Annotated in this window: 21 protein-coding genes; 5 read left to right on the top strand and 16 right to left on the bottom strand. The window is 67.6% G+C overall.

All coding sequences use genetic code 11. From position 1 onward, the window contains the following. Nucleotides 1–3: 3 nt before the first annotated feature. Complete coding sequence (locus U9J23_RS02510) at nt 4–747, bottom strand: lipase chaperone (RefSeq protein WP_059382587.1); 744 nt, start codon at nt 745–747, stop codon at nt 4–6. A gap of 102 nt (nt 748–849) precedes the next feature. After that, on the bottom strand, nt 850–1,479 hold the full coding sequence (locus tag U9J23_RS02505; protein WP_059382588.1) for a carbonic anhydrase: 630 nt from the start codon (nt 1,477–1,479) through the stop codon (nt 850–852). A gap of 93 nt (nt 1,480–1,572) precedes the next feature. On the opposite strand from U9J23_RS02505, the gene U9J23_RS02500 reads away from it, so the two are divergent. After that, complete coding sequence (locus tag U9J23_RS02500) at nt 1,573–2,457, top strand: A/G-specific adenine glycosylase (RefSeq protein ID WP_059382589.1); 885 nt, start codon at nt 1,573–1,575, stop codon at nt 2,455–2,457. Nucleotides 2,458–2,476: 19 nt separating this feature from the next. On the opposite strand, the gene U9J23_RS02495 is transcribed toward U9J23_RS02500, so the two are convergent. Continuing rightward, the gene (locus U9J23_RS02495) at nt 2,477–3,235 is read right to left on the bottom strand and encodes an alpha/beta fold hydrolase (protein WP_326601225.1); all 759 of its coding nucleotides are present in this window, start codon (nt 3,233–3,235) and stop codon (nt 2,477–2,479) included. 33 nt (nt 3,236–3,268) lie between these two features. Here U9J23_RS02495 and U9J23_RS02490 point away from each other — a divergent pair, with 33 nt between their 5' ends. Together U9J23_RS02490 and U9J23_RS02485 are read left to right on the top strand one after the other, a co-directional pair. Continuing rightward, nucleotides 3,269–3,574, top strand: coding sequence for an antibiotic biosynthesis monooxygenase family protein (locus tag U9J23_RS02490; protein ID WP_006550495.1), 306 nt, complete (start codon nt 3,269–3,271; stop codon nt 3,572–3,574). A gap of 1 nt (nt 3,575) precedes the next feature. Next, a complete protein-coding gene (locus tag U9J23_RS02485; RefSeq protein WP_059382591.1) occupies nt 3,576–4,106 on the top strand; it encodes a DUF1990 family protein in 531 nt (176 codons plus the stop codon). Here the strand turns inward: U9J23_RS02485 and U9J23_RS02480 are convergent. The 3 genes from U9J23_RS02480 to U9J23_RS02470 form a co-directional block, all read right to left on the bottom strand. Then, complete coding sequence (locus tag U9J23_RS02480; RefSeq protein WP_059382592.1) at nt 4,096–4,782, bottom strand: DsbA family oxidoreductase; 687 nt, start codon at nt 4,780–4,782, stop codon at nt 4,096–4,098. The genes U9J23_RS02485 and U9J23_RS02480 overlap by 11 nt on opposite strands. 59 nt (nt 4,783–4,841) lie before the next feature. Continuing rightward, on the bottom strand, nt 4,842–5,282 hold the full coding sequence (locus U9J23_RS02475; RefSeq protein WP_059382593.1) for an OsmC family protein: 441 nt from the start codon (nt 5,280–5,282) through the stop codon (nt 4,842–4,844). Between the two features lie 131 nt (nt 5,283–5,413). Further along, nucleotides 5,414–6,712, bottom strand: a complete 1,299-nt coding sequence (locus U9J23_RS02470) for an oxygenase MpaB family protein (RefSeq protein ID WP_106200707.1) — start codon at nt 6,710–6,712, stop codon at nt 5,414–5,416. Between the two features lie 120 nt (nt 6,713–6,832). On the opposite strand from U9J23_RS02470, the gene U9J23_RS02465 reads away from it, so the two are divergent. Then, nucleotides 6,833–7,459, top strand: coding sequence for a TetR/AcrR family transcriptional regulator (locus U9J23_RS02465; RefSeq protein WP_059382595.1), 627 nt, complete (start codon nt 6,833–6,835; stop codon nt 7,457–7,459). Nucleotides 7,460–7,520: 61 nt separating this feature from the next. Here the strand turns inward: U9J23_RS02465 and U9J23_RS02460 are convergent, their stop codons facing one another. After that, nucleotides 7,521–8,165 carry an MBL fold metallo-hydrolase gene (locus tag U9J23_RS02460; protein ID WP_326601215.1) on the bottom strand — a complete coding sequence of 215 codons (645 nt, stop codon included), beginning with the start codon at nt 8,163–8,165 and terminating at the stop codon, nt 7,521–7,523. A gap of 138 nt (nt 8,166–8,303) precedes the next feature. Here U9J23_RS02460 and U9J23_RS02455 point away from each other — a divergent pair, with 138 nt between their 5' ends. Beyond that, the gene (locus U9J23_RS02455; RefSeq protein WP_059382638.1) at nt 8,304–8,894 is read left to right on the top strand and encodes a TIGR03086 family metal-binding protein; all 591 of its coding nucleotides are present in this window, start codon (nt 8,304–8,306) and stop codon (nt 8,892–8,894) included. A gap of 97 nt (nt 8,895–8,991) precedes the next feature. Here the strand turns inward: U9J23_RS02455 and U9J23_RS02450 are convergent, their stop codons facing one another. The 9 genes from U9J23_RS02450 to U9J23_RS02410 form a co-directional block, all read right to left on the bottom strand. Then, a complete protein-coding gene (locus U9J23_RS02450) occupies nt 8,992–11,535 on the bottom strand; it encodes an ATP-dependent Clp protease ATP-binding subunit (protein WP_059382597.1) in 2,544 nt (847 codons plus the stop codon). A gap of 270 nt (nt 11,536–11,805) precedes the next feature. Beyond that, nucleotides 11,806–13,236 carry a phospholipase D-like domain-containing protein gene (locus tag U9J23_RS02445; RefSeq protein WP_145709455.1) on the bottom strand — a complete coding sequence of 477 codons (1,431 nt, stop codon included), beginning with the start codon at nt 13,234–13,236 and terminating at the stop codon, nt 11,806–11,808. Between the two features lie 149 nt (nt 13,237–13,385). After that, the gene (locus tag U9J23_RS02440; protein ID WP_006550504.1) at nt 13,386–13,745 is read right to left on the bottom strand and encodes a histone-like nucleoid-structuring protein Lsr2; all 360 of its coding nucleotides are present in this window, start codon (nt 13,743–13,745) and stop codon (nt 13,386–13,388) included. A 95-nt stretch (nt 13,746–13,840) separates the two neighbouring features. Next, nucleotides 13,841–15,307 carry a lysine--tRNA ligase gene (gene lysS, locus U9J23_RS02435; protein WP_442802284.1) on the bottom strand — a complete coding sequence of 489 codons (1,467 nt, stop codon included), beginning with the start codon at nt 15,305–15,307 and terminating at the stop codon, nt 13,841–13,843. 98 nt (nt 15,308–15,405) lie between these two features. Next, nucleotides 15,406–15,858 carry a rhodanese-like domain-containing protein gene (locus U9J23_RS02430; protein WP_059382601.1) on the bottom strand — a complete coding sequence of 151 codons (453 nt, stop codon included), beginning with the start codon at nt 15,856–15,858 and terminating at the stop codon, nt 15,406–15,408. A gap of 93 nt (nt 15,859–15,951) precedes the next feature. Next, nucleotides 15,952–16,785 (bottom strand): type III pantothenate kinase, encoded by an 834-nt coding sequence (locus U9J23_RS02425; protein ID WP_006550509.1) that lies wholly within the window; start codon nt 16,783–16,785, stop codon nt 15,952–15,954. A 2-nt stretch (nt 16,786–16,787) separates the two neighbouring features. Continuing rightward, nucleotides 16,788–17,225, bottom strand: a complete 438-nt coding sequence (panD, locus tag U9J23_RS02420; protein ID WP_016692992.1) for an aspartate 1-decarboxylase — start codon at nt 17,223–17,225, stop codon at nt 16,788–16,790. Nucleotides 17,226–17,269: 44 nt separating this feature from the next. Continuing rightward, nucleotides 17,270–18,208 carry a pantoate--beta-alanine ligase gene (gene panC, locus U9J23_RS02415; RefSeq protein ID WP_059382602.1) on the bottom strand — a complete coding sequence of 313 codons (939 nt, stop codon included), beginning with the start codon at nt 18,206–18,208 and terminating at the stop codon, nt 17,270–17,272. After that, on the bottom strand, nt 18,201–19,136 hold the full coding sequence (locus tag U9J23_RS02410) for a Rossmann-like and DUF2520 domain-containing protein (protein ID WP_085469459.1): 936 nt from the start codon (nt 19,134–19,136) through the stop codon (nt 18,201–18,203). Before U9J23_RS02410 ends, panC begins: the two co-directional genes overlap by 8 nt. Nucleotides 19,137–19,149: the final 13 nt, after the last annotated feature.

The raw sequence follows: 19,149 nt of genomic DNA, 5'->3' as shown, positions 1-19,149 counted from the left end.
AGGTCAGGGCGTGATGTTGAACGGCTCGGGCACGCTGCGCAGGCCGCCGAGCTGCCCGACCACGGTGTACGCGCCGGGACCGACCGGTTCGCGCGGCGCCTGGCAGCCGGGCTCGGAGGTCGTCGCCGACCACTTGACGGAATAGGCCGCCTGGTCGCCCGGATCGAGCGATCGGATGTCGGCGGTCGATTCGGGGAAGCAGTCGGTGTTCGCCCAGAGCCGCTCGTTGCCGTCGAGGCTGTAGACGAGCACCTGCTGAAGGCCCGCACCGAGGTCGCGTTCGCACGGCGACGTGCCGATGTTGGTGATGACGATCGTGAAATCGGGTTCGGAACCGACCCGGTAGTTCGGCTCGTCCGACGTGACCCGCACGGCGAGCGACTGATCGGAGCACTGCCCCGGTGGAACCGGAGCAGCGGAGGTGGTGGCGGTCGTGGACGAATCGTCGTCGTCCGCGTCCTCCGAGGCCGAACCCCCTGCACCACGCGACCCGGACGAACCCGAGGCATCCCCGCTCCGAGTGGTGCTCGCGGACGCCGCGTCGGCGGACGCATCGGCCGCCGTCGTGGTGGCGGAGGTCGTCACTTCCGCCGCTGCGGGTTCGGGATTCTGATCGGGGTCGTCGCCGCCGGTCAGCGCCACGACGAGCCAGATGACCAGAGCCAGCACGACCACCGAGACTCCGATCGCGAGAACGCGTCGTCGCCAGTAGATCTCGGGGGGCAGAGGACCGGTCGGTTCAAGCACGCCCCCCACGGTATGTGCCGCGGGCTGCGCACGGCTACACCACCGTCGGCGTGTCGCTGTGACCTGCGGTCACATCGTTGTGACCGGCAGGTGCACACGTCTTCAGTTGTCGGATGCCTCGCCGATGTCGCCGAAGTGGCCGCGCAGGCTCACCTTGCCGTCGTCGAGCTTGTAGGTGACGCCCACGATGGCGCAGCGGCCGTCGGCGATGCGGTCGGCGATGATCCGCGAACGATCCGTGAGCAGCTTGCCCGTCTCGACGACGTGGCGGCCCTCGAGTTCGTCGACGGTGGACAGGCCCTCGGCCCGGCCCATGAGGATCGACGGAGCGACCCGCTCGACGAGGCTGCGGATGTGCCCGCCCGGCACCGTGCCCTTGTCGAGGGCGTCGATGGTCGCCGCAACGGCGCCGCAGCTGTCGTGGCCGAGGATGACGATGAGCGGAACGTTGAGGATCTCGACTGCGTACTCGATGGAGCCGAGGACGGAGCTGTCGATGACGTGACCCGCGGTGCGGACCACGAACATGTCGCCGAGCCCCTGGTCGAAGATGATCTCTGCGGCGACGCGGGAGTCTCCGCAGCCGAACAGCACGGCGGTGGGATGCTGACCGTTGACGAGTTCGGCGCGACGGTCGATTCCCTGGCTCGGGTGCAGCGGAGTGTCGCTGACGAAACGATGATTACCCTCGGTCAGGGCTTTCCATGCGGAGATGGGATTGGAGTTCGGCATGCGTACATTATTCACCTGCGCGCATGTCCGATTTCGTTCGACATCTCCTCGGCGGAACCCGAGACCCGACCCTGTGACCGGAGGAGACCCGAGATGTCCGTGGACGCACCGTCGTTGCTGCGCTGGTATGCCGCGCAGGCGCGCGACCTGCCGTGGCGCCGCGACGGGGTGACGGGCTGGCAGATCCTCATGTCCGAGGTCATGCTGCAGCAGACGCCGGTGGTCCGGGTTGCCCCGATCTGGGAGGAGTGGGTGCAGCGCTGGCCCGTGCCGTCCGCGATGGCCGCGTCGAGCCAGGCCGAGGTCCTGCGGGCATGGGGCAAGCTCGGTTATCCGCGCCGCGCGTTGCGCCTGCACGAGTGCGCCGGCGTACTCGCCGCCGAGCACGACGACCGGGTGCCCGAGGACGTCGACGTCCTGCTGACCCTGCCCGGTGTCGGCGCCTACACCGCCCGGGCGGTGGCATGCTTCGCGTACGGGCAGCGTGTGCCGGTGGTGGACACGAATGTGCGGCGTGTCGTCGCACGCGCCGTCCACGGCCGGGCGGAGCCGGGAAATCCTTCGACCACACGGGATCTCGCAGACGTCGAAGAGATCCTTCCGCGTCAGCGCGCGCGTGCGGCGACCTTCTCCGCGGCGCTGATGGAACTCGGTGCGACCGTGTGCACCGCTCGCACACCCGACTGCGGACGCTGCCCGCTGCCCGAGTGCGCATGGGTGCAGGCCGGGCGGCCCGCCCACGACGGACCACCCCGGAAGGTGCAGAAGTTCGCCGGCACCGACCGGCAGGTGCGCGGCCGGTTGATGGCGGTGCTGCGCGAGAGCAGCGTCCCGGTGGAGCGTCCCGTCCTCGACAGCGTGTGGACCACGGACCCGGGCCAGCGCGACCGTGCCCTGCATTCGCTGCTCGTGGACGGTCTCGTCGAGCAGACCGACGACGGCCGGTTCGCACTCGCCGGAGAGGGATCGACCTCCTAGAGTGGGCTCGCCGACGGTGCTACTGGAGTCGGCTCGCCGACAGCTCGTTCGTGGTCAGGAAGTGCTCCACGGCGGCGCGGAACTCGTCGGGCCGGTCGTCGTGCACGAGATGCCCGGCGCCTTCGACGAGGACGTATTCGGTGCCCGGTCGCGTCGCCATCCGCCGCATCTGACCTTCGGGGGTGATGGTGAACTCGCCCTCGAGCAGCAGGGCGGGTACGCGGATCGAATTCCACTCGTCCCAGAAGTGCCGCGAACCCCATTCCTCCGAGATGTCACGGAAGGTCTCGACGTCGCCGTGCAGATACCAACCGTCGTCGCGGCGGACGAACGAGTCGAGGAAGTAGCGACCCGCGACGGGCCCGAAGAAGTCGGAGACCGCATCCTCCGTGGGGAACGGTTGCGGCCACTGCGCGATCATCGCCGCCCAGTTCGCGGCGGTGCGGCCGCGGAAGTCGGGCGCCATGTCCTCGAGCACCAGCGCGTTGACCCGCTCGGGATGGGCGGCGGCGAAGCACCACGCGTGCAGGGCACCCATCGAATGCCCGATCACGACGAGCGGTTCGGTGATCCCGGTGAGGTGGGCTGAGAGGTCGGTGACGAACGCCTCGGTGGTGAGTTCGCCGGGGGTGGGACGGCCGTGGCCGGCAGCGTCGAAGGTGTACACGTGCCCGTGTTCGCGCAGCCACGGCACGTGACGACGCCACGTCCGGGCGCTGCCCATGAGACCGTGCAACAGCAGGATGGGTCGTCCGGTTCCGCCCTCGTCGTGCAACACAATCGACCAAGTTAGCGGAGTAGGCTCTCGCGCATGGCAGTCGTGAAGATCAACGCAATCGAAGTTCCCGAAGGCGCCGGCCCCGAGCTGGAGAAGCGATTCGCCAATCGGGCGCACACCGTCGACAACTCCCCCGGCTTCTTGGGCTTCCAGCTGCTCCGCCCCACCGCGGGCGAGAACCGGTACTTCGTGGTGACGCAGTGGGAGTCCGAGGAGGACTTCGCCGCGTGGCGCGACGGCGACGCACGTGCTGCCCACGCGGGTGAGGCGAAGAAGCCCGTCGCGACCGGCGCATCGCTGCTCGAGTTCGAGGTCGTCCTCGACGTCAAGAAGTCCTGAGATGTCCGCGTCCGGCGGGTCCGGGCGTGAGTTCACCTATGCGGAGGTGGGAGCGAGCCTGCGTGCCTTCCGGGGCGAGGCACCGCTCCCCTCCGGTTATCGACACCTGAGGGTCGAGAGCGAACTGGGCAGCGGCGACACCGTGTTCGAAGTCGCCGCTGCCCGGTTGTTCTCGTGGGACATGCATCGCGGTGCGGGCATGCGGATCCCGGCCGGTACGCCCCTCGCAGTGCCCGGCGTCGAAGTGGATCTCGGCTTCGGTCTCGGACCGGTGCGCGCATCGGCGCGGTGCCGGGTGATCGAGATCGTCGACACCGCAGACGTCCGCGGGTTCACCTACGGCACGCTCCCGGGCCATCCCGCCAGCGGCGAGGAGACCTTCGTCGTCGAGCGGACCGCGGACGGACGGGTGCGGGGAACGGTGCTCGCGTTCTCCCGCCCCGCCCGCTGGTACACGAAGCTGGCCGGGCCCGTCGGGCACCTGCTCCAGCAACAGATCGCGCGACGTTATCTCGCGGCACTCACAGCTTGACCGTCACATCGTCGACGGCCCTGCGCAGGAACTGACGGAAGACGTCCACCGGCTGCGCGCCGGACACCGCGACGGCGCGGTTGGCCACGAAGAACGGCACCCCCTGCACGCCGATGCGCCGCGCGTCGAAGAGATCGGCGGCCACGGCGTCGGCCGCCGCTTCACCGGCGGGATCGTCGCCGTCGAGCGCCGCGCGCGTCGACTCCGGATCGAGCCCGACCTCGGCGGCGACCTTCACGAGGACATCCACGTCGTCGACCACCTCACCATCGACGAAATGCGCGCGGAACAACGCCTCGAGCACCTCGTCGCGCTTGTCGCCTGCCAGATGCGCGAGCCGGTGTGCGTCGAAGGTGTTGGCGGCGACGACGTTGTCGAAGTCGATCTCGAGTCCCACGTCGGCAGCGGTGTCCGAGACCTGGGCGAACATCTGCCTGACCTGCTCGGCCGGCATCCCCTTCATCGCGACGAGCGCCTCTACCTCGGGGACCCGTCGCCCGACCGGCGTGTCGGGCGAGAGCTGGTACGACCTCCAGGTGACCTCGATCCGGTCGCGGTCGTCGAAGGACTCCAGGGCCTCCGCGAAGCGCCGCTTGCCGATGTAGCACCAGGGGCAGGCGATGTCGGACCAGATCTCGATGTGGGCTGTGGGGAGAAGTACGTCAGGCATGCTCATATTCGGGTACAACCCGGCCCTGACGTGCTCTGTTCCCGGCCGATCGGTCCACGAACCCGTCAGCTCTCGAGCGCGGCGTCCAGGGAGATCTCGACGCCGGTGAGTGCCTTGCTCACAGGGCATCCGGCCTTCGCGTCCTCCGCGGCCTTGACGAAGCCGTCGGCGTCGAGGCCGTCGACCTCGCCCCGCACCTTCAACCGGATTCCGGTGAGTCGGAATCCGCCCGCCGGGTCGGGCCCCAGCGAGACGTCGGCGGTGACCTCGAGGCTCTGCGGCGTGCCGCCCGCCTCCGCGATCAGCGCGGACAACTGCATCGCGTAGCACGACGAATGTGCGGCGGCGATGAGCTCCTCGGGGCTGGTGGTGCCGTCCGCGTTCTCCGCCGAACGCTTCGGGAACGACACGTCGAACGTGCCACGGCCCGAACTGGTGAGCTCCACCTGACCGGAGCCCTTCTGCAGATCCCCGTTCCATGCGGTCCGTGCGGTACGAGTGGGCATGACCTCTCCTTCTCTGGGTGCGACAGCTCTGCGTGCGACAGTGCTTCACGAAGACAGTGCTTCACGAACCACACTTGCAGAGTCGTCGTGGCGGCGAGGGCGTTCGCGGCAGAGCGTTCCCGATGTCCGGATCAGGCCGATCGCGCCCTCAGTTCACGGTCGCGCTCGCGGATCGACTGCACGGCTTCGTCCCGTTCGTAGGGCCGCACCTCGAGCCGCCGCTTCACCTCGGCGATCTCCCGCATGCGTTCGGCGTGGCCCCGCCGTGCGGCGCGCCCGGCGCCTCCGGGCACCAGGACACTCAGGCGGTCGCGTACGAGGTTGCGCGCGAACCACACCGGATACAACGCTGCCATCGGGCTCAGCCGCGGAACACCGACGGCGTCGGCGTATCCGGAGCCGAGCGACAGGCGGGCCAGGTCGGCGTGGAAGTGGTAGTACGCCCAGCTCCTGATGCGGTTCGCCACGCCCGGGCCATCGACCCCGTAGATACGGGGAACGGCTTTCAGGGCAGCCTCGGTGAGAGCGGCGGACGAGTCGTCGGGGTCGACCTCCGACCAGACCGCCAGCCAGATCAGACGCAGGAGCTCGTCGAGGGAGGTGACCTGCAGATCCGCTGTCACGCCCATGGTGTGGGCGATGTAGCGGTAGAGGTGGACGATCGCATCGCGCTCACGTCGCGAGTACCAGTGACCGGCCGCCATGACGGCGAGGGCCACCCCGGCGATCGGGATCATCGTCACGCAGTAGTGCAGCTGGTTCACGGGCCGGCCGTGCGTGTCGATGTTCCAGTCGTCGACCCGGTCGATCCCGGCACGGATGTAGGCGTGCACCACGCGGACGCGGGCGGTGTTCTTCGTCCCCGCTCCGAAGCGCTCCATACCGCCGGGCGCCGTGCAGTCCATCGACCACGAGACCGTCTCGACGATCCGTCCCGCGGCGCGCTTCGCGAGGTCGCCGCCGCGCAGCAGCACGTCGTTGACGCGCGGGGAGACGTAGCTGGCCGGGAAGGCGATGGCGGTGGTGAACGCCATGAGGGTGCTCATCGGCATCCGTGCGATCGCCCGCGCGGCGAGATCGAGTTTGTCGTAGTCGACCCAGAACGGCACGTCGTCGAGGGTGGCGATGAACGCTGCCACCTCGGGTGCGGGATCGTCCACCGTCTCGATGCCGTGTTCGAGTGCCTGCTCGAACTGCGTGCGGACGCGGAGCCGGTCCCGGCGCATCGCGGCGACCAGATCATCGGCCACGGGATCGCAGGTGTGCGCGAACTTGGCGAACGCCCGGGCCTGGGCCCGGGTGGGTCGTACCGAGTCGCCGGCGAGCAACGACATCGCCAGACGCGGGCCACCCTCTCTCAGGATCGGCTTCGGTTCGAGTCGGTCGGTTCGGTCGTGCAGGTGGGCAGTCGACGGCGCATCGATCGTCACTATCTTCTCCTCGTCCGGATTCAGGGACCGACTATGACAAGGATTCCACAATTAGTAAACACTTGATTCCGGAATCGATCGATTCCGGAAGGTCGGTGGTGTTGTGCCACACTCGACGATGTGTCCGAGCCCGAAGCCACCCGCGCGTATCGCGGCATCGCGCCGGCCGATCGGCGCGCCGAACGACGCAAGCGTCTCCAGAACGCGGTGATCGACGTCGTCGCCGACGAGGGCTGGTCGGCGGCGACGGTACGGAAGGTCGCGGCCACCGCGGGAGTCGGTCCGCGCTTCTTCTACGAGAGCTTCACCGACATGAACGACCTCGTCACCACCGCCTACGACGAGCTCGGCGCGACCCTGCTCGAAGGCGCCGTCGACGCGATCGCGGCGGCCCCCGACGAGCTGCACGCCAAGGCGCGCGCCGCGGTGGGAGCGATCGTCGGCGCCGTCGAACGCAACCCCCAGCAGGGCCGTTTCCTCATCTCCGACGCGCCCCCGCTTGCGGAGCGGAAGAGCGCGTTCATCCGGTCCGCGGCCGACGAACTCGCCAAGCAGAGCGACGCGGTGGGCACCCGTCTCGACTCCCGGCAGGCCGAACTGTGCGCGGTCGTCGTCATGGCCGGCGCCGTCGAGCTCGTCCGCCGCTGGCTCGACGGCACCCTCGACATCCGCCCCGACGAACTCATCGAGATCGTCGCCAGCACCCTGTCGACACTCACCGCGCACATGCCGACCATCGGCAGATGAGCCGGCGGCAAGGTCGGCCGCGACCCGCGGCAGGGCGGACGTCCCGGAAGAGGACCTCTGCTCAGCCCCGCACCGCGGCCGACAACCCCGTCAGAGCTCGGTCGATGTGGGCGGGCCATTCCCGGGGGTCGATCCGGTGCACACCCGACTCCCCCGCGAACGCATTCGAGATCACCACGTCGGGCTCCGTCGTCGCCAGCAGGCGCAGACTGTCGGCGAGTGCACGGGCGTCGCTCATCCCCTCGATGTAGCCGGCCCGCCACTTCCCCGACGCACCGCGGTACAGCGTGTCGCCGGTGAACAGGTAGCGGGTTCCGTCCGCACCGGGCACCAGATAGCAGATGCTGCCCACCGTGTGCCCCGGCGTCGGAACGATCTCCACCCCGTTGTCGTCCACGTGACGTTCTGTCAGCGGGACGTCGATGCGGGCGTGTCGGCCGACCACGTCTGCCTCCGCCGCCGCCGCGTGGAGTCTCGACCCGAAGCGCTCGGCGATCCTGCCGAGCATCGGACCGGCCTCGTCCTGGTGGGACAGGTACTGGTCGGTGATCCCCCCGAGACGGTCCAGTGCGTCGAAATCGGCCTCACCGGCAACGGAGTAGAAAAGCACATCGGTCTTCCCGGTCCACAGATAGGCGTGCGTTCTCAGTCCCGGGAACGGGTTGTCCTCCTGCGTCTCCCACAGATCGGGCAGTACTTGCCGCATCGCGATACCTCCTGGTCGTCGTCCGCTCACCATCCACCGTGCAACCTCGAGCCGACTGGAGGTCAAGCCGGGAACGACGAGTCCGGAAATCCTCGGGTGGAACAGCAGGTGTGGGCGCAGCATGGAGCGGTGACCACGATGCAGCAGGATCCCCGCCCACTCGTCCGCGCCGCCCTGGACCGCGCCCGCCGGATCGTCGGTGGTGTCCGGAGCGAGCACCTCGCCGCTCCCACCCCGTGTCCCGAGTTCGATGTCCGCACACTGATCGGCCACCTCGCCGCGACCCTGGAACGGAGCGCGGCCATCGGTTCCGGGGGCGATCCCCGCACCGTCCCGGAATTCCTCACCTCCGAGAACGACGACTGGCCGGCCGTGCTCGATGCCGCCGCCGACCGTTACTGGCAGGTGTGGGAGGACGACGCCCTCCTGGACAAGCCCGTCACCGCCCCCTGGGGTACCTTTCCCGGCCGGGTCGCGATGTTCATGGAACTCGACGAACTGCTCGTGCACGGTTGGGACATCGCCGTCGCCACCGCACAGGAGGCGGACGCCGACCCGGCACTCGCGGAGGCAACCCTCGGGATCATGAAGATCACCCTGCCCGAATCACCTCGCGAGGGATTTCCCTTCGGCCCACCGGTCACGCCCGCGCCGGACGCCGGCCCGACCGAGCGTCTCGTGAACTGGGTAGGGCGTGCCAGCGCCCCCTGGTCCGGTCGGCGAGGTTGAACGGACGAAGCCGAACGCACAGCGAGAGGGGCGACACCCTTGCGGGTGCCGCCCCTCTCGTGCGAACCGTGTCGTCCGGTGTGAACCGGCGAGCGGGTTATCCGGCTTCGGACTCGCCCTCGCTGGACTTGGCCAGCGCGACCGCCGGGGTGTCCGGAACCTCGGCCGGCTTCTCGCTCGGCGTGAACGTGAACTTCGCGTTCTCGCCGGCGCCCTCGCCGTCCCAGCCCTCGACGTCGACGAGGACGATCTGGCCCGCGCCGATCTCGCCGAAGAGGATCTTCTCGGAGAGCTGATCCTCGATCTCGCGCTGGATCGTGCGACGCAGCGGACGTGCGCCGAGCACCGGGTCGAAGCCGCGCTTTGCGAGCAACGACTTCGCCTTCTCGGTGAGCTCGATACCCATGTCCTTGTTCTTCAGCTGCGTCTCCACACGTCCGACCATGAGGTCGACCATCTGGATGATCTGATCCTGCGTGAGCTGGTGGAAGACGATGATGTCGTCGATACGGTTGAGGAACTCGGGCCGGAAGTGCTTCTTCAGCTCGTCGTGGACCTTGTTCTTCATCCGCTCGTAGTTCGACTGCTCGCCCGTTCCGGCCGAGAAGCCGAGCCCGACGGCCTTCGAGATGTCGGCGGTGCCCAGGTTCGACGTGAAGATCAGCACGGTGTTCTTGAAGTCGACCGTGCGTCCCTGACCGTCGGTGAGGCGACCGTCCTCGAGGACCTGCAGGAGGGTGTTGTAGATCTCCTGGTGGGCCTTCTCGATCTCGTCGAACAGAACCACGGAGAACGGCTTGCGGCGCACCTTCTCGGTGAGCTGGCCGCCCTCCTCGTATCCGACGTAGCCGGGAGGCGCACCGAACAGGCGCGACGCGGTGAAGCGGTCGTGGAACTCGCCCATGTCGATCTGGATGAGCGCGTCGTCCTCGCCGAACAGGAAGTTCGCGAGCGCCTTGGACAGCTCCGTCTTACCCACACCGGACGGGCCGGCGAAGATGAACGAACCGGACGGACGCTTCGGGTCCTTCAGGCCCGCACGCGTACGACGGATCGCCTTGGCGACGGCCTTGACGGCGTCCTCCTGGCCGATGATCCGCTTGTGCAGCTCGTCCTCCATGCGGAGCAGACGCGTGGTCTCCTCCTCGGTGAGCTTGAACACCGGGATACCGGTCCAGTTGGCGAGGACCTCGGCGATCTGTTCCTCGTCGACCTCGGCGATGACGTCGAGATCGCCCGCACGCCACTGCTTCTCGCGCTCGGCACGCTGCGCGACGAGCTGCTTCTCCTTGTCGCGCAGGCTCGCGGCCTTCTCGAAGTCCTGCGCGTCGATCGCCGATTCCTTCTCGCGACGGGCGTCGGCGATCTTGTCGTCGAACTCGCGGAGGTCCGGCGGCGCGGTCATGCGACGGATGCGCATGCGGGCACCGGCCTCGTCGATGAGGTCGATCGCCTTGTCCGGCAGGAAGCGGTCGTTGATGTAGCGATCGGCCAGAGTGGCCGACGCGACGAGCGCCTTGTCGGTGATCGAGACGCGGTGGTGCGCCTCGTAGCGGTCGCGCAGACCCTTGAGGATCTCGATGGTGTGCTCCACCGTCGGCTCCCCGACCTGCACCGGCTGGAAGCGGCGCTCGAGAGCGGCGTCCTTCTCGATGTACTTGCGGTACTCGTCGAGGGTCGTCGCACCGATGGTCTGCAGCTCACCACGGGCGAGCTTGGGCTTGAGGATCGACGCGGCGTCGATCGCGCCCTCGGCAGCACCGGCACCGACGAGCGTGTGCAGCTCGTCGATGAACAGGATGATGTCGCCGCGGCTGTTGATCTCCTTGAGGACCTTCTTCAGGCGCTCCTCGAAATCACCGCGGTAACGGCTGCCGGCGACGAGCGAACCCAGGTCGAGCGTGTAGAGCTGCTTGTCCTTGAGGGTCTCGGGGACCTCACCGTTGACGATGGCCTGCGCGAGGCCCTCGACGACGGCGGTCTTACCGACACCCGGCTCGCCGATGAGCACCGGGTTGTTCTTCGTACGACGCGACAGCACCTGCATGACGCGCTCGATCTCCTTGGCCCGGCCGATGACCGGGTCGAGCTTGCCCTCGAGAGCTGCCTGCGTGAGGTTACGGCCGAACTGGTCCAGGACGAGCGACGTGGACGGAGTGCCGGTCTCGCCACGGCTCGTGCCGGATTCTGCGGGCTCCTTGCCCTGGTAACCGGACAGCAGCTGGATGACCTGCTGACGCACCCGGTTGAGGTCGGCGCCGAGCTTGACGAGCACCTGCGCCGCCACGCCCTCACCCTCGCGGATGAGACCGAGCAGGATGTGTTCGGTACCGATGTAGTTGTGTCCGAGCTGGAGCGCTTCGCGAAGGCTCAGCTCGAGGACCTTCTTGGCACGAGGAGTGAAGGGAATGTGCCCCGAGGGCGCCTGCTGACCCTGGCCGATGATCTCTTCGACCTGGCTGCGCACACCTTCGAGGGAGATACCCAACGACTCGAGCGACTTCGCCGCCACACCCTCACCCTCGTGGATGAGGCCGAGGAGGATGTGCTCCGTGCCGATGTAGTTGTGGTTGAGCATCCTGGCCTCTTCTTGAGCCAGGACAACGACGCGCCGCGCGCGATCGGTGAACCTTTCGAACATCGCACTCCCTCACACTCTCCGGCCGCCGGTCCGGTACGCCGATCGTCCCGCACCCTGCTGCCGCTCTTAAGCTCCGGCACTCGAGTCGTTCGTCGGAACCTTTCAGAGGTTCCAAGCTCCCACTCCACACTCTAGTGGTCGTGGTATCGACTCGCTTTCCCTCTACCCTTCGGAAGGCGGCGAGAAAACCCGGTTTCAGAAGTTAACGCTGCACGTGGCGGATACGTTTCCGCAAGCTGTACGCCACAAGCGAACAGAGGCTGTGGGGGATCAACGGGCGAAGAATCGCTCGATCCTGCGTCCGAAGCTCCGCGCGGCGCGTTCGGGATCGGCCAGAGCACTTTCTGCGAGGACACTGTCCTCGTCCGACACCGTACCCGGTTCGAACGGCCGCAGCGAACGTCCCGGACCGCGCAACCGCTCGATGGTGGAGATGAGCGAACCGCCGTCCTTCGTGGCCTCCGCGATCACCTCGGGGTCGACGTCGAGATGTTCCGCCACCAGGATGTTGCGCAGCTCGACGGCGGCGCGGCCGACCGCGTCCCCGGGTTCGGCGGATTCGATGGCCAGGTCGCATTCGGTGTCGAAGCCCATCGAACGGTTGTTCAGGTTCGACGACCCGATCCGCAGCAGGGTCTCGTCCATGACGACGACCTTCGCGTGCACGTAGATCGGCTCCCCGCCGGCGGTGACGGGATAGTAGGCGGCGAAACGGCCGTGCACGTCGGCCTCCCACAACATGTGCAGCAGGGCCCGCCGGGCTCCGTCCATGGCCTTGCGTTCGAGCCAGCCGTCGGCGTTGCGTGGGATCACCACCACGATCTCGGGGCCGTCCGGTTCCTGCAGTCGCTCGGCGAGAGCCTCCGCGATCCTGCGCGAAGCGAGGTACTGGCTCTCGAGGTAGAGAGTGTGCCGCGCCTTCTCGATCACTGACAGGTACAGCGCCTCGATCTCGTGGATGCCGTCCTTCCCGTCGTAGGCGGGCAGCGTGCGCGCGATGCCCACGTCCACGCTGCGGAGGGTCGGCTCGAGATCGTCGGGCCAGATCGGCTCCGGCTCCGGCACGGGATCGAGCTTCTCCCCCGTGGCCGCCTTCCACCGGGCGCGCGCCTGGTCGCCGAGGGCCCGCGCGGCGTCGCCGTCGACGGCGGTCGTCACGTCGTGCCACGGTCCGTAGCGTTTACCGCTCGGCTCCCGCCGGTATTTGCTCAGGTCCGGATGATCCGGGGTGTCCCAGCGGTCGACGGTCATATCGATACCGCCACAGAAAGCGATGCTGTCGTCGACGACGAGAATTTTCTGATGATGCGCTGCGCCCACGGGATGCGCCCCGTCGATTTCGAAGTGCAGGCTCGGGTCGGTGAGCCAATCGAGCACGAACACCGGCGTCATTCCGCGTGCGAGGGCACTGAACGCACCGATGTTCCACTTGAGCAGATAAATATCGAGACCGGGGCGACGTTCGGGGAGCCATTCGAGGAATTCACCGAGTTTGTTCGGTCCCTCGAGAGTTGCACCCTCGGGTTCGAACTTGATCCGGGTGTCGAAATCCCACCCGATCAGCATGATGCGTTTTTCCGCCCGGAGCATCGCCGCCTTGGCGTGACGGAAATAGTCGGCGGCGTCGACTATGCAGGTCAACCTCTCCGCTCGCGCAAGTCGCCAGCAGGTTGAACCCGGTTCGAGCACGGTCTCGGCCATGAGCGGATGCTACTCCCCGACCGCATCGCGCCGGGTCGTCCGCACGATCGAAGTGTGTGACGGGCGCCACTGTGCCACAACCCAACCCGCCCACAGACGACTGTGGGGCGCCGTCCACGGATGGACGACGCCCCACGGACGAGGATTCGTCAGTGCGCTTTGTTGTACGCCTCGACGATCTCCGCAGAGATTCGGCCACGGGCCGACACCGGCAGATCGTTGTTCCGTGCCCATTCACGGATAGCGGCCGTCTGTTCGCGACCGGCACTTCCGGATCCGCTCTTGCGCGCAGCCGGCGCAGTTCCGGCGGCGGTCTTGCTCCGCTTGCGGCCGCCGACCTTACGAGCGTGTTCGATCCAGAATTCCAACTGCTCGCGCAGCCGTGCCGCATTGTCCTCGGAAAGGTCGATCTCGTACGTCACTCCGTCGAGACCGAACTCCACCGATTCGTCCGCCGCCGACTCCTGATCCACATCGTCGATCAGGGTGACAGTGACTTTCTTCGCCATGTGGTGTAAATCCTCTCGCATGCGCTTCCCCCCGCGGGACGGGCACCACACTACCCGCCGATTAACGCATCTCAATATGGAGCGACGAAATCAGATTAACGGGTGTTCGGTCGAACAATCGGGAACAGGATTGTTTCGCGGATTCCCAGACCGGTAAGTGCCATCAGCAGACGGTCGATTCCCATTCCGGTACCGGTGGTCGGCGGCATTCCCTGTTCCATCGCGGCGAGGAAATCCTCGTCGAGAGCCATTGCCTCGTCGTCCCCTTCCGAGGCCAGACGCGCCTGGTCGACGAAACGCTCGCGCTGGATCACCGGATCGACGAGTTCCGAGTAACCCGTGGCGAGTTCGAAACCGCGGACGTACAGATCCCATTTCTCGGTGACCCCGCGCACAGTGCGGTGATCTCGTGTCAACGGCGACGTCTCCACGGGGAAATCACGCACGAAGGTCGGCTCGTGCAGCTGGTCGCCGCACATGTGCTCCCAGAGCTCCTCGACGAGCTTGCCGTGACCCCAGCCCTTGCCCTCGGGAATCTCCAGGCCGACGCGATCCGCGAGAGCCGTCAATTCCTCGAGTGTGGTGTCGGGGGTCACGTCCGTGCCGATCGCCTCGGACAGCGAGGGATACATTTCGAGAGTTTTCCATTCACCCCCGAAGTCGTATTCCGTACCGTCGGCGAGCGTCACCATATGGGTGCCGAAGACCCCGAACGCGACCTCCTGGATGATCTCGCGGATCATCCGCGCCGAATCGTCGTAGGTGCCGTACGCCTCGTACGTCTCGAGCATCGAGAATTCCGGGGAGTGCGTCGAGTCGGCACCCTCGTTACGGAAATTGCGGTTGATCTCGAAGACCTTCTCGATACCGCCGACCACGCAGCGCTTGAGGAACAGCTCCGGCGCGATACGCAGGTACAGGTCGATGTCGAGCGCGTTCGAGTGCGTCACGAACGGGCGGGCCGCCGCGCCGCCGTGCAGGGTCTGCAGCATGGGCGTCTCGACCTCGAGGAAGCCGCGACGCTCGAGCGCGTTGCGCAGCTCGCGCACCACCGCGACACGCATGCGTGCGTTGCGACGTGCTTCGGGACGCACGATGAGGTCGACGTAGCGCTGACGCACCCGTGCCTCTTCGTTCATCTCCTTGTGCGCGACCGGCAGCGGACGCAGCGCCTTGGACGCCATGGTCCACGAGTCGGCCATGACACTGAGCTCACCGCGACGGGAGCTGATGACCTCGCCGTGCACGAACACGATGTCGCCGAGGTCGACGTCGGACTTCCAGGCGGCGAGCGCCTCCTCGCCGACGCCGGCGAGGCTGAGCATGACCTGCAGCTGGGTGCCGTCGCCCTCCTGCAGCGTCGCGAAGCACAGCTTGCCGGTGTTGCGCGAGAACATCACGCGACCGGCGACGCCCACGATCGTGCCGGTGGCGGTGTCGGGTTCGAGGTCGGGATACTCGGCGCGGATCTCCGCGAGCGTATGGGTGCGCGGGATCTCGACGGGATAGGCCTCCGAACCCTGTGCCAGGAGCCGTTCGCGCTTCTCGCGGCGGACCCGCATCTGCTCGGGGGTGTCGTCGGGCTGCTGAACGGTGGCATCACTCACGGGTAACCAGACTATCGGACACCCGGGGCCGTCAATCCTGCAGATGCGCGCTTTCAGTGAGCGGTGACCCGCGCCACGTCCTGAGCGACGTGCTGGGCCTCCGCCACCGCGCCGACGAGACGGGCCGTCCGGATGGCGTCGTAACCTCCGACGAGGTGGGTGACCCGGCGCAGGCCCTGCGCGTGCAGTTCGGCGACCACACCGTGCGAGCTCGCTCCGTCGGACGAGACGAGGATCCATTCGACGTCGCGGTCGACGGCGAGGGAGAGACGGCCCGGGCCGCTCGGATCGAGTCGCTCGGCGACGAGATCGGCGGAAATGGCCAGCGCGCCGGGAAGCGTTCCCTGAACGGCACGTTCGGCGTTCGAGCGGATGTCGACGACGACGGCGCCGCGGGCGACCGCTGCGGACAGCTCGGTGGGGTACGTGCGCTCGACGGCGAGCCGGTGGAAGGCGACCGGAGCAGCAGTGGAAACAGAAGTGATGGAAAGAAGCGCAGCGCGCATGAGAGAACTCCCAGGAATGTGTTATCGGTCGAGGCGGCGGTCAGCCTCGACAACACTCCTGGGTGCTCATGCAACGGATCACGACGAACATTTTTACACAGAATGGCGCTCAGCGGAACCCGCAGTTCCGCGTGCCGCTCGTCTCACCTGGTTCCGCTCGTACACCAGACGCAATCCCTCGAGGGTCAGATCCGGCTCGTGGTGCTCGAGGGTGCGCGACTCCGGCATGATCAGCGGCGCACTGTCGCCGGTGCCGATGACGGCCACGTCGTCGCCGTCGAAACCGGGCACCTCGGCGCAGATCCGCCGCACGATGCCGTCGACCATCCCGGCGAACCCGAAGACAGCTCCGGACTGCATGCACTCGACAGTGTTCTTGCCCAGAACACCTCGGGGACGGAGCAATTCGACCTTCCGCAGTGCCGCCGACCGTGACGCCAGCGCATCCATCGAGATCTCCACACCCGGAGCGATGGACCCGCCGAGGAACTCCCCCTTGCCCGACACGACGTCGACGCAGGTGGACGTCCCGAAATCCACGACGATGCACGGAGATCCGTAGAAGTGGTAGGCCGCCAGGCTGTTGACGATACGGTCGGCGCCGACCTCCTTCGGGTTGTCCACCAGCAGCGGCACTCCCGTGCGCACCCCCGGCTCCACCACCACGTGCGGCACCGACGACCAGTAGCGGTCGAGCATGACACGCAACTCGCGCAGAACCGACGGCACGGTCGACAGGGCCGCCACCCCGGTGACCTGCTCGGCGGATTCGCCGAGCAGACCGCGGAACAGCAAGGCGATCTCGTCGGCGGTCATCCTGGGGTCGGTACGGACGCGCCAGTCGCGCAGCAGCCGCGCGTGCGAGCCGCTGCCCGCGAACACCCCCAGGACGATGTTGGTGTTGCGGACGTCGACGGTGAGGAGCACCTCTAGACCAGGGACGGGGAGTCGAGGGTCGACAGCATGCGCGGCGTGATCAGGCCCGAGCCCTCGGGAGCGTGGGCGGGGTCGTTGCCGAGCTCGACCTGACGGTTGTCGGCGTCGACGAACACCACGCGCGGGTCGTAGTCCTTGCACTCCTGCTCGTTCATCACGCCGTAGGCGATGAGGATGACGAGATCGCCGGGGCTGACGAGACGTGCTGCGGCACCGTTGATCCCGATGATGCCCGATCCACGCTCACCGGCGATGACGTACGTCTCCAGCCGGGCGCCGTTGTCGATGTCGACGATGCAGACCTGCTCACCCTCGAGCAGATCCGCGGCGTCCATCAGATCCTGGTCGACGGTCACCGAACCGACATAGTGCAGATCCGCGTGGGTGACCGTGGCGCGGTGGATCTTCGACTTCATCATGGTGCGGAACATGCTCGTCCTCGGTTTCTTTCTCGTTTCCGAATTCGATCGGTGGGTCAGCGGTTCGTCAGGTTGTCTTCGGCATCGGGATCCACCGGGCCGGTGGCGCGTTCGAGGAAGCCGGTGCCGACGGCGACCCCGACGTTGTCGATGAGGCGGGTGGAGCCGAGTCGTGCGGCGACGAGCAGTCGGCCGTCGCCACGTTCGGGGGCCGGCCCCAGATCGGCGCCGCGCACCTCGAGATAGTCCACCTCGATCTGCGGGCTCTGCGCGAGCACCTCGCGTGCCGTGGACAGGATCGCCTCGGCTCCGCCCGCCGCGGCGTGCGCGCCGGCGACGAGGGCCGCGGACAGCGTGGTCGCGATCTCGCGCTGCTCGGGGTCGAGATAGCGGTTGCGAGAGGACAGTGCGAGCCCGTCCTGTTCGCGCACGGTGGGAACACCGAGGATGCGGATGTCGAGATTCAGGTCGGCGACCATCTGACGGATCAGGGTGAGCTGCTGGTAGTCCTTCTCACCGAAGAACGCCGTGTTGGGACCGACGATGTTGAACAGTTTCGCGACGACCGTCAGCATGCCCGCGAAATGACCGGGGCGCGAAGCACCTTCGAGCTCCGACCCGAGCGGGCCCGGGTGGATCGTGGTGCGCGGACCCTGCGGGTACATCGCCGAGACCGTCGGCACGAACACGAGTTCGACACCCGCTTCGCGGAGCAGTTCGAGGTCGGCGTCGAGGGTGCGCGGATAGGCATCGAGGTCCTCGCCCTTCCCGAACTGCAGCGGGTTGACGAAGATCGACACGACCACGACGGCACCGGTGAGCTTGGCCTGGCGCACGAGTTCGAGGTGACCGGTGTGCAGCGCACCCATCGTCGGCACGAGTGCGACGGTGCGGCCGACGCCGCGCAGAGCCCGGGTGACCTTGGTCAGGCCTGCGGGATCGTGGTGAACGGTCAGTTCACCTCGCACGTATCCGCGCTGTCCTGCTTCACTCACCGTATTCAGCTCCTTCGAGAATTGCCATCAGTTCCGGCTTCGATCCGGTCCGTTGCGCCGACCGCAGCGACAGCGCGCGGTACCCGGCGGCGATCTGCGGGTCGACGGCCTCGAGCGCGCGCAGATGCGCGGCGACGGCGTCGGCGTCGCCGCGCGCGACCGGCCCGGTGAGCGCCGAGGGTCCGCGCCGCAGCACGTTGTCGAGCGCCGCCGAGAGCAACGGCTGCAACACCCGCTCGGCGACTCCACCGGGGGCGTCGTCGACGAGTTGCTGGCCGAGCAGTTCCTCCCCCTGCAGGGCGCTGCGCAGCGCCTCGACGGCGTCGGCGACCAGCGTGACGAGGTGGTTGCTGCCGTGCGCGAGCGCGGCGTGGTAGGTCGTGCGCATGGACTCGGGGACGCGGACCGGCTCGCCACCGATCTCGAGGACGAGGGACTGCGCGATGGCGTAGCCGATCTCGTCGGCGGCCGTGATGCCGAAACACGCGGAGGAGAGCCGGTCGATGTCCTCGTCGTGGCCGGTGAAGGTCATCGCGGGATGGATCGCCAGCGGCACGGCGCCCTGCTCGGTCAGCGGCTCGAGGATCGCGGTGCCGTGGGCTCCGGAGACGTGGACGACGATCGTGCCGGCGGCGACCGATCCGGTGGCTGCGAGGCCGTTGACCAGGGACGACAGTTCGGTGTCGGGAACGGCGAGAAGGAGGAGGTTGCAGCGGCCGGCGACCTCGTCGACCGGCAGGATCTGCGAATCGGGCAGGCGGGTGGTGGCGCGGTGCCGCGAGACGTCGGACACGGCCGAGCAGGCCACGACGACATGACCGACGCGTTCGAAAGCTGCGCCGAGTGCAGTGCCGACCCGTCCGGCGGACACGATTCCTACCGACAGGCGCGCAGGCGCGGGTGCGTTGGTGATCCCGAAGGAATTCACGGGAGTCCTCTCG

This window comes from Rhodococcus sp. PD04, from assembly GCF_035918275.1.
GTDB lineage: Bacteria > Actinomycetota > Actinomycetes > Mycobacteriales > Mycobacteriaceae > Rhodococcus > Rhodococcus rhodochrous.
Note: the sequence above shows the minus strand (reverse complement) of the source record. Positions and strands in the feature narration are given on the sequence as shown.

Coding starts and splice junctions, on each gene's coding strand:
- U9J23_RS02480 (WP_059382592.1), bottom strand. CDS start 4,782: ATGAGCATGCCTGACGTACTTCTCCCCACAGCCCACATCGAGATCTGG.
- U9J23_RS02505 (WP_059382588.1), bottom strand. CDS start 1,479: ATGCCGAACTCCAATCCCATCTCCGCATGGAAAGCCCTGACCGAGGGT.
- lysS (WP_442802284.1), bottom strand. CDS start 15,307: ATGCGGGTCCGCCGCGAGAAGCGCGAACGGCTCCTGGCACAGGGTTCG.
- U9J23_RS02445 (WP_145709455.1), bottom strand. CDS start 13,236: ATGGCCGAGACCGTGCTCGAACCGGGTTCAACCTGCTGGCGACTTGCG.
- U9J23_RS02475 (WP_059382593.1), bottom strand. CDS start 5,282: ATGCCCACTCGTACCGCACGGACCGCATGGAACGGGGATCTGCAGAAG.
- U9J23_RS02500 (WP_059382589.1), top strand. CDS start 1,573: ATGTCCGTGGACGCACCGTCGTTGCTGCGCTGGTATGCCGCGCAGGCG.
- U9J23_RS02460 (WP_326601215.1), bottom strand. CDS start 8,165: ATGCGGCAAGTACTGCCCGATCTGTGGGAGACGCAGGAGGACAACCCG.
- U9J23_RS02430 (WP_059382601.1), bottom strand. CDS start 15,858: ATGCGCGCTGCGCTTCTTTCCATCACTTCTGTTTCCACTGCTGCTCCG.
- U9J23_RS02485 (WP_059382591.1), top strand. CDS start 3,576: ATGTCCGCGTCCGGCGGGTCCGGGCGTGAGTTCACCTATGCGGAGGTG.
- U9J23_RS02455 (WP_059382638.1), top strand. CDS start 8,304: ATGCAGCAGGATCCCCGCCCACTCGTCCGCGCCGCCCTGGACCGCGCC.
- panD (WP_016692992.1), bottom strand. CDS start 17,225: ATGTTCCGCACCATGATGAAGTCGAAGATCCACCGCGCCACGGTCACC.
- U9J23_RS02440 (WP_006550504.1), bottom strand. CDS start 13,745: ATGGCGAAGAAAGTCACTGTCACCCTGATCGACGATGTGGATCAGGAG.
- U9J23_RS02450 (WP_059382597.1), bottom strand. CDS start 11,535: ATGTTCGAAAGGTTCACCGATCGCGCGCGGCGCGTCGTTGTCCTGGCT.
- U9J23_RS02490 (WP_006550495.1), top strand. CDS start 3,269: ATGGCAGTCGTGAAGATCAACGCAATCGAAGTTCCCGAAGGCGCCGGC.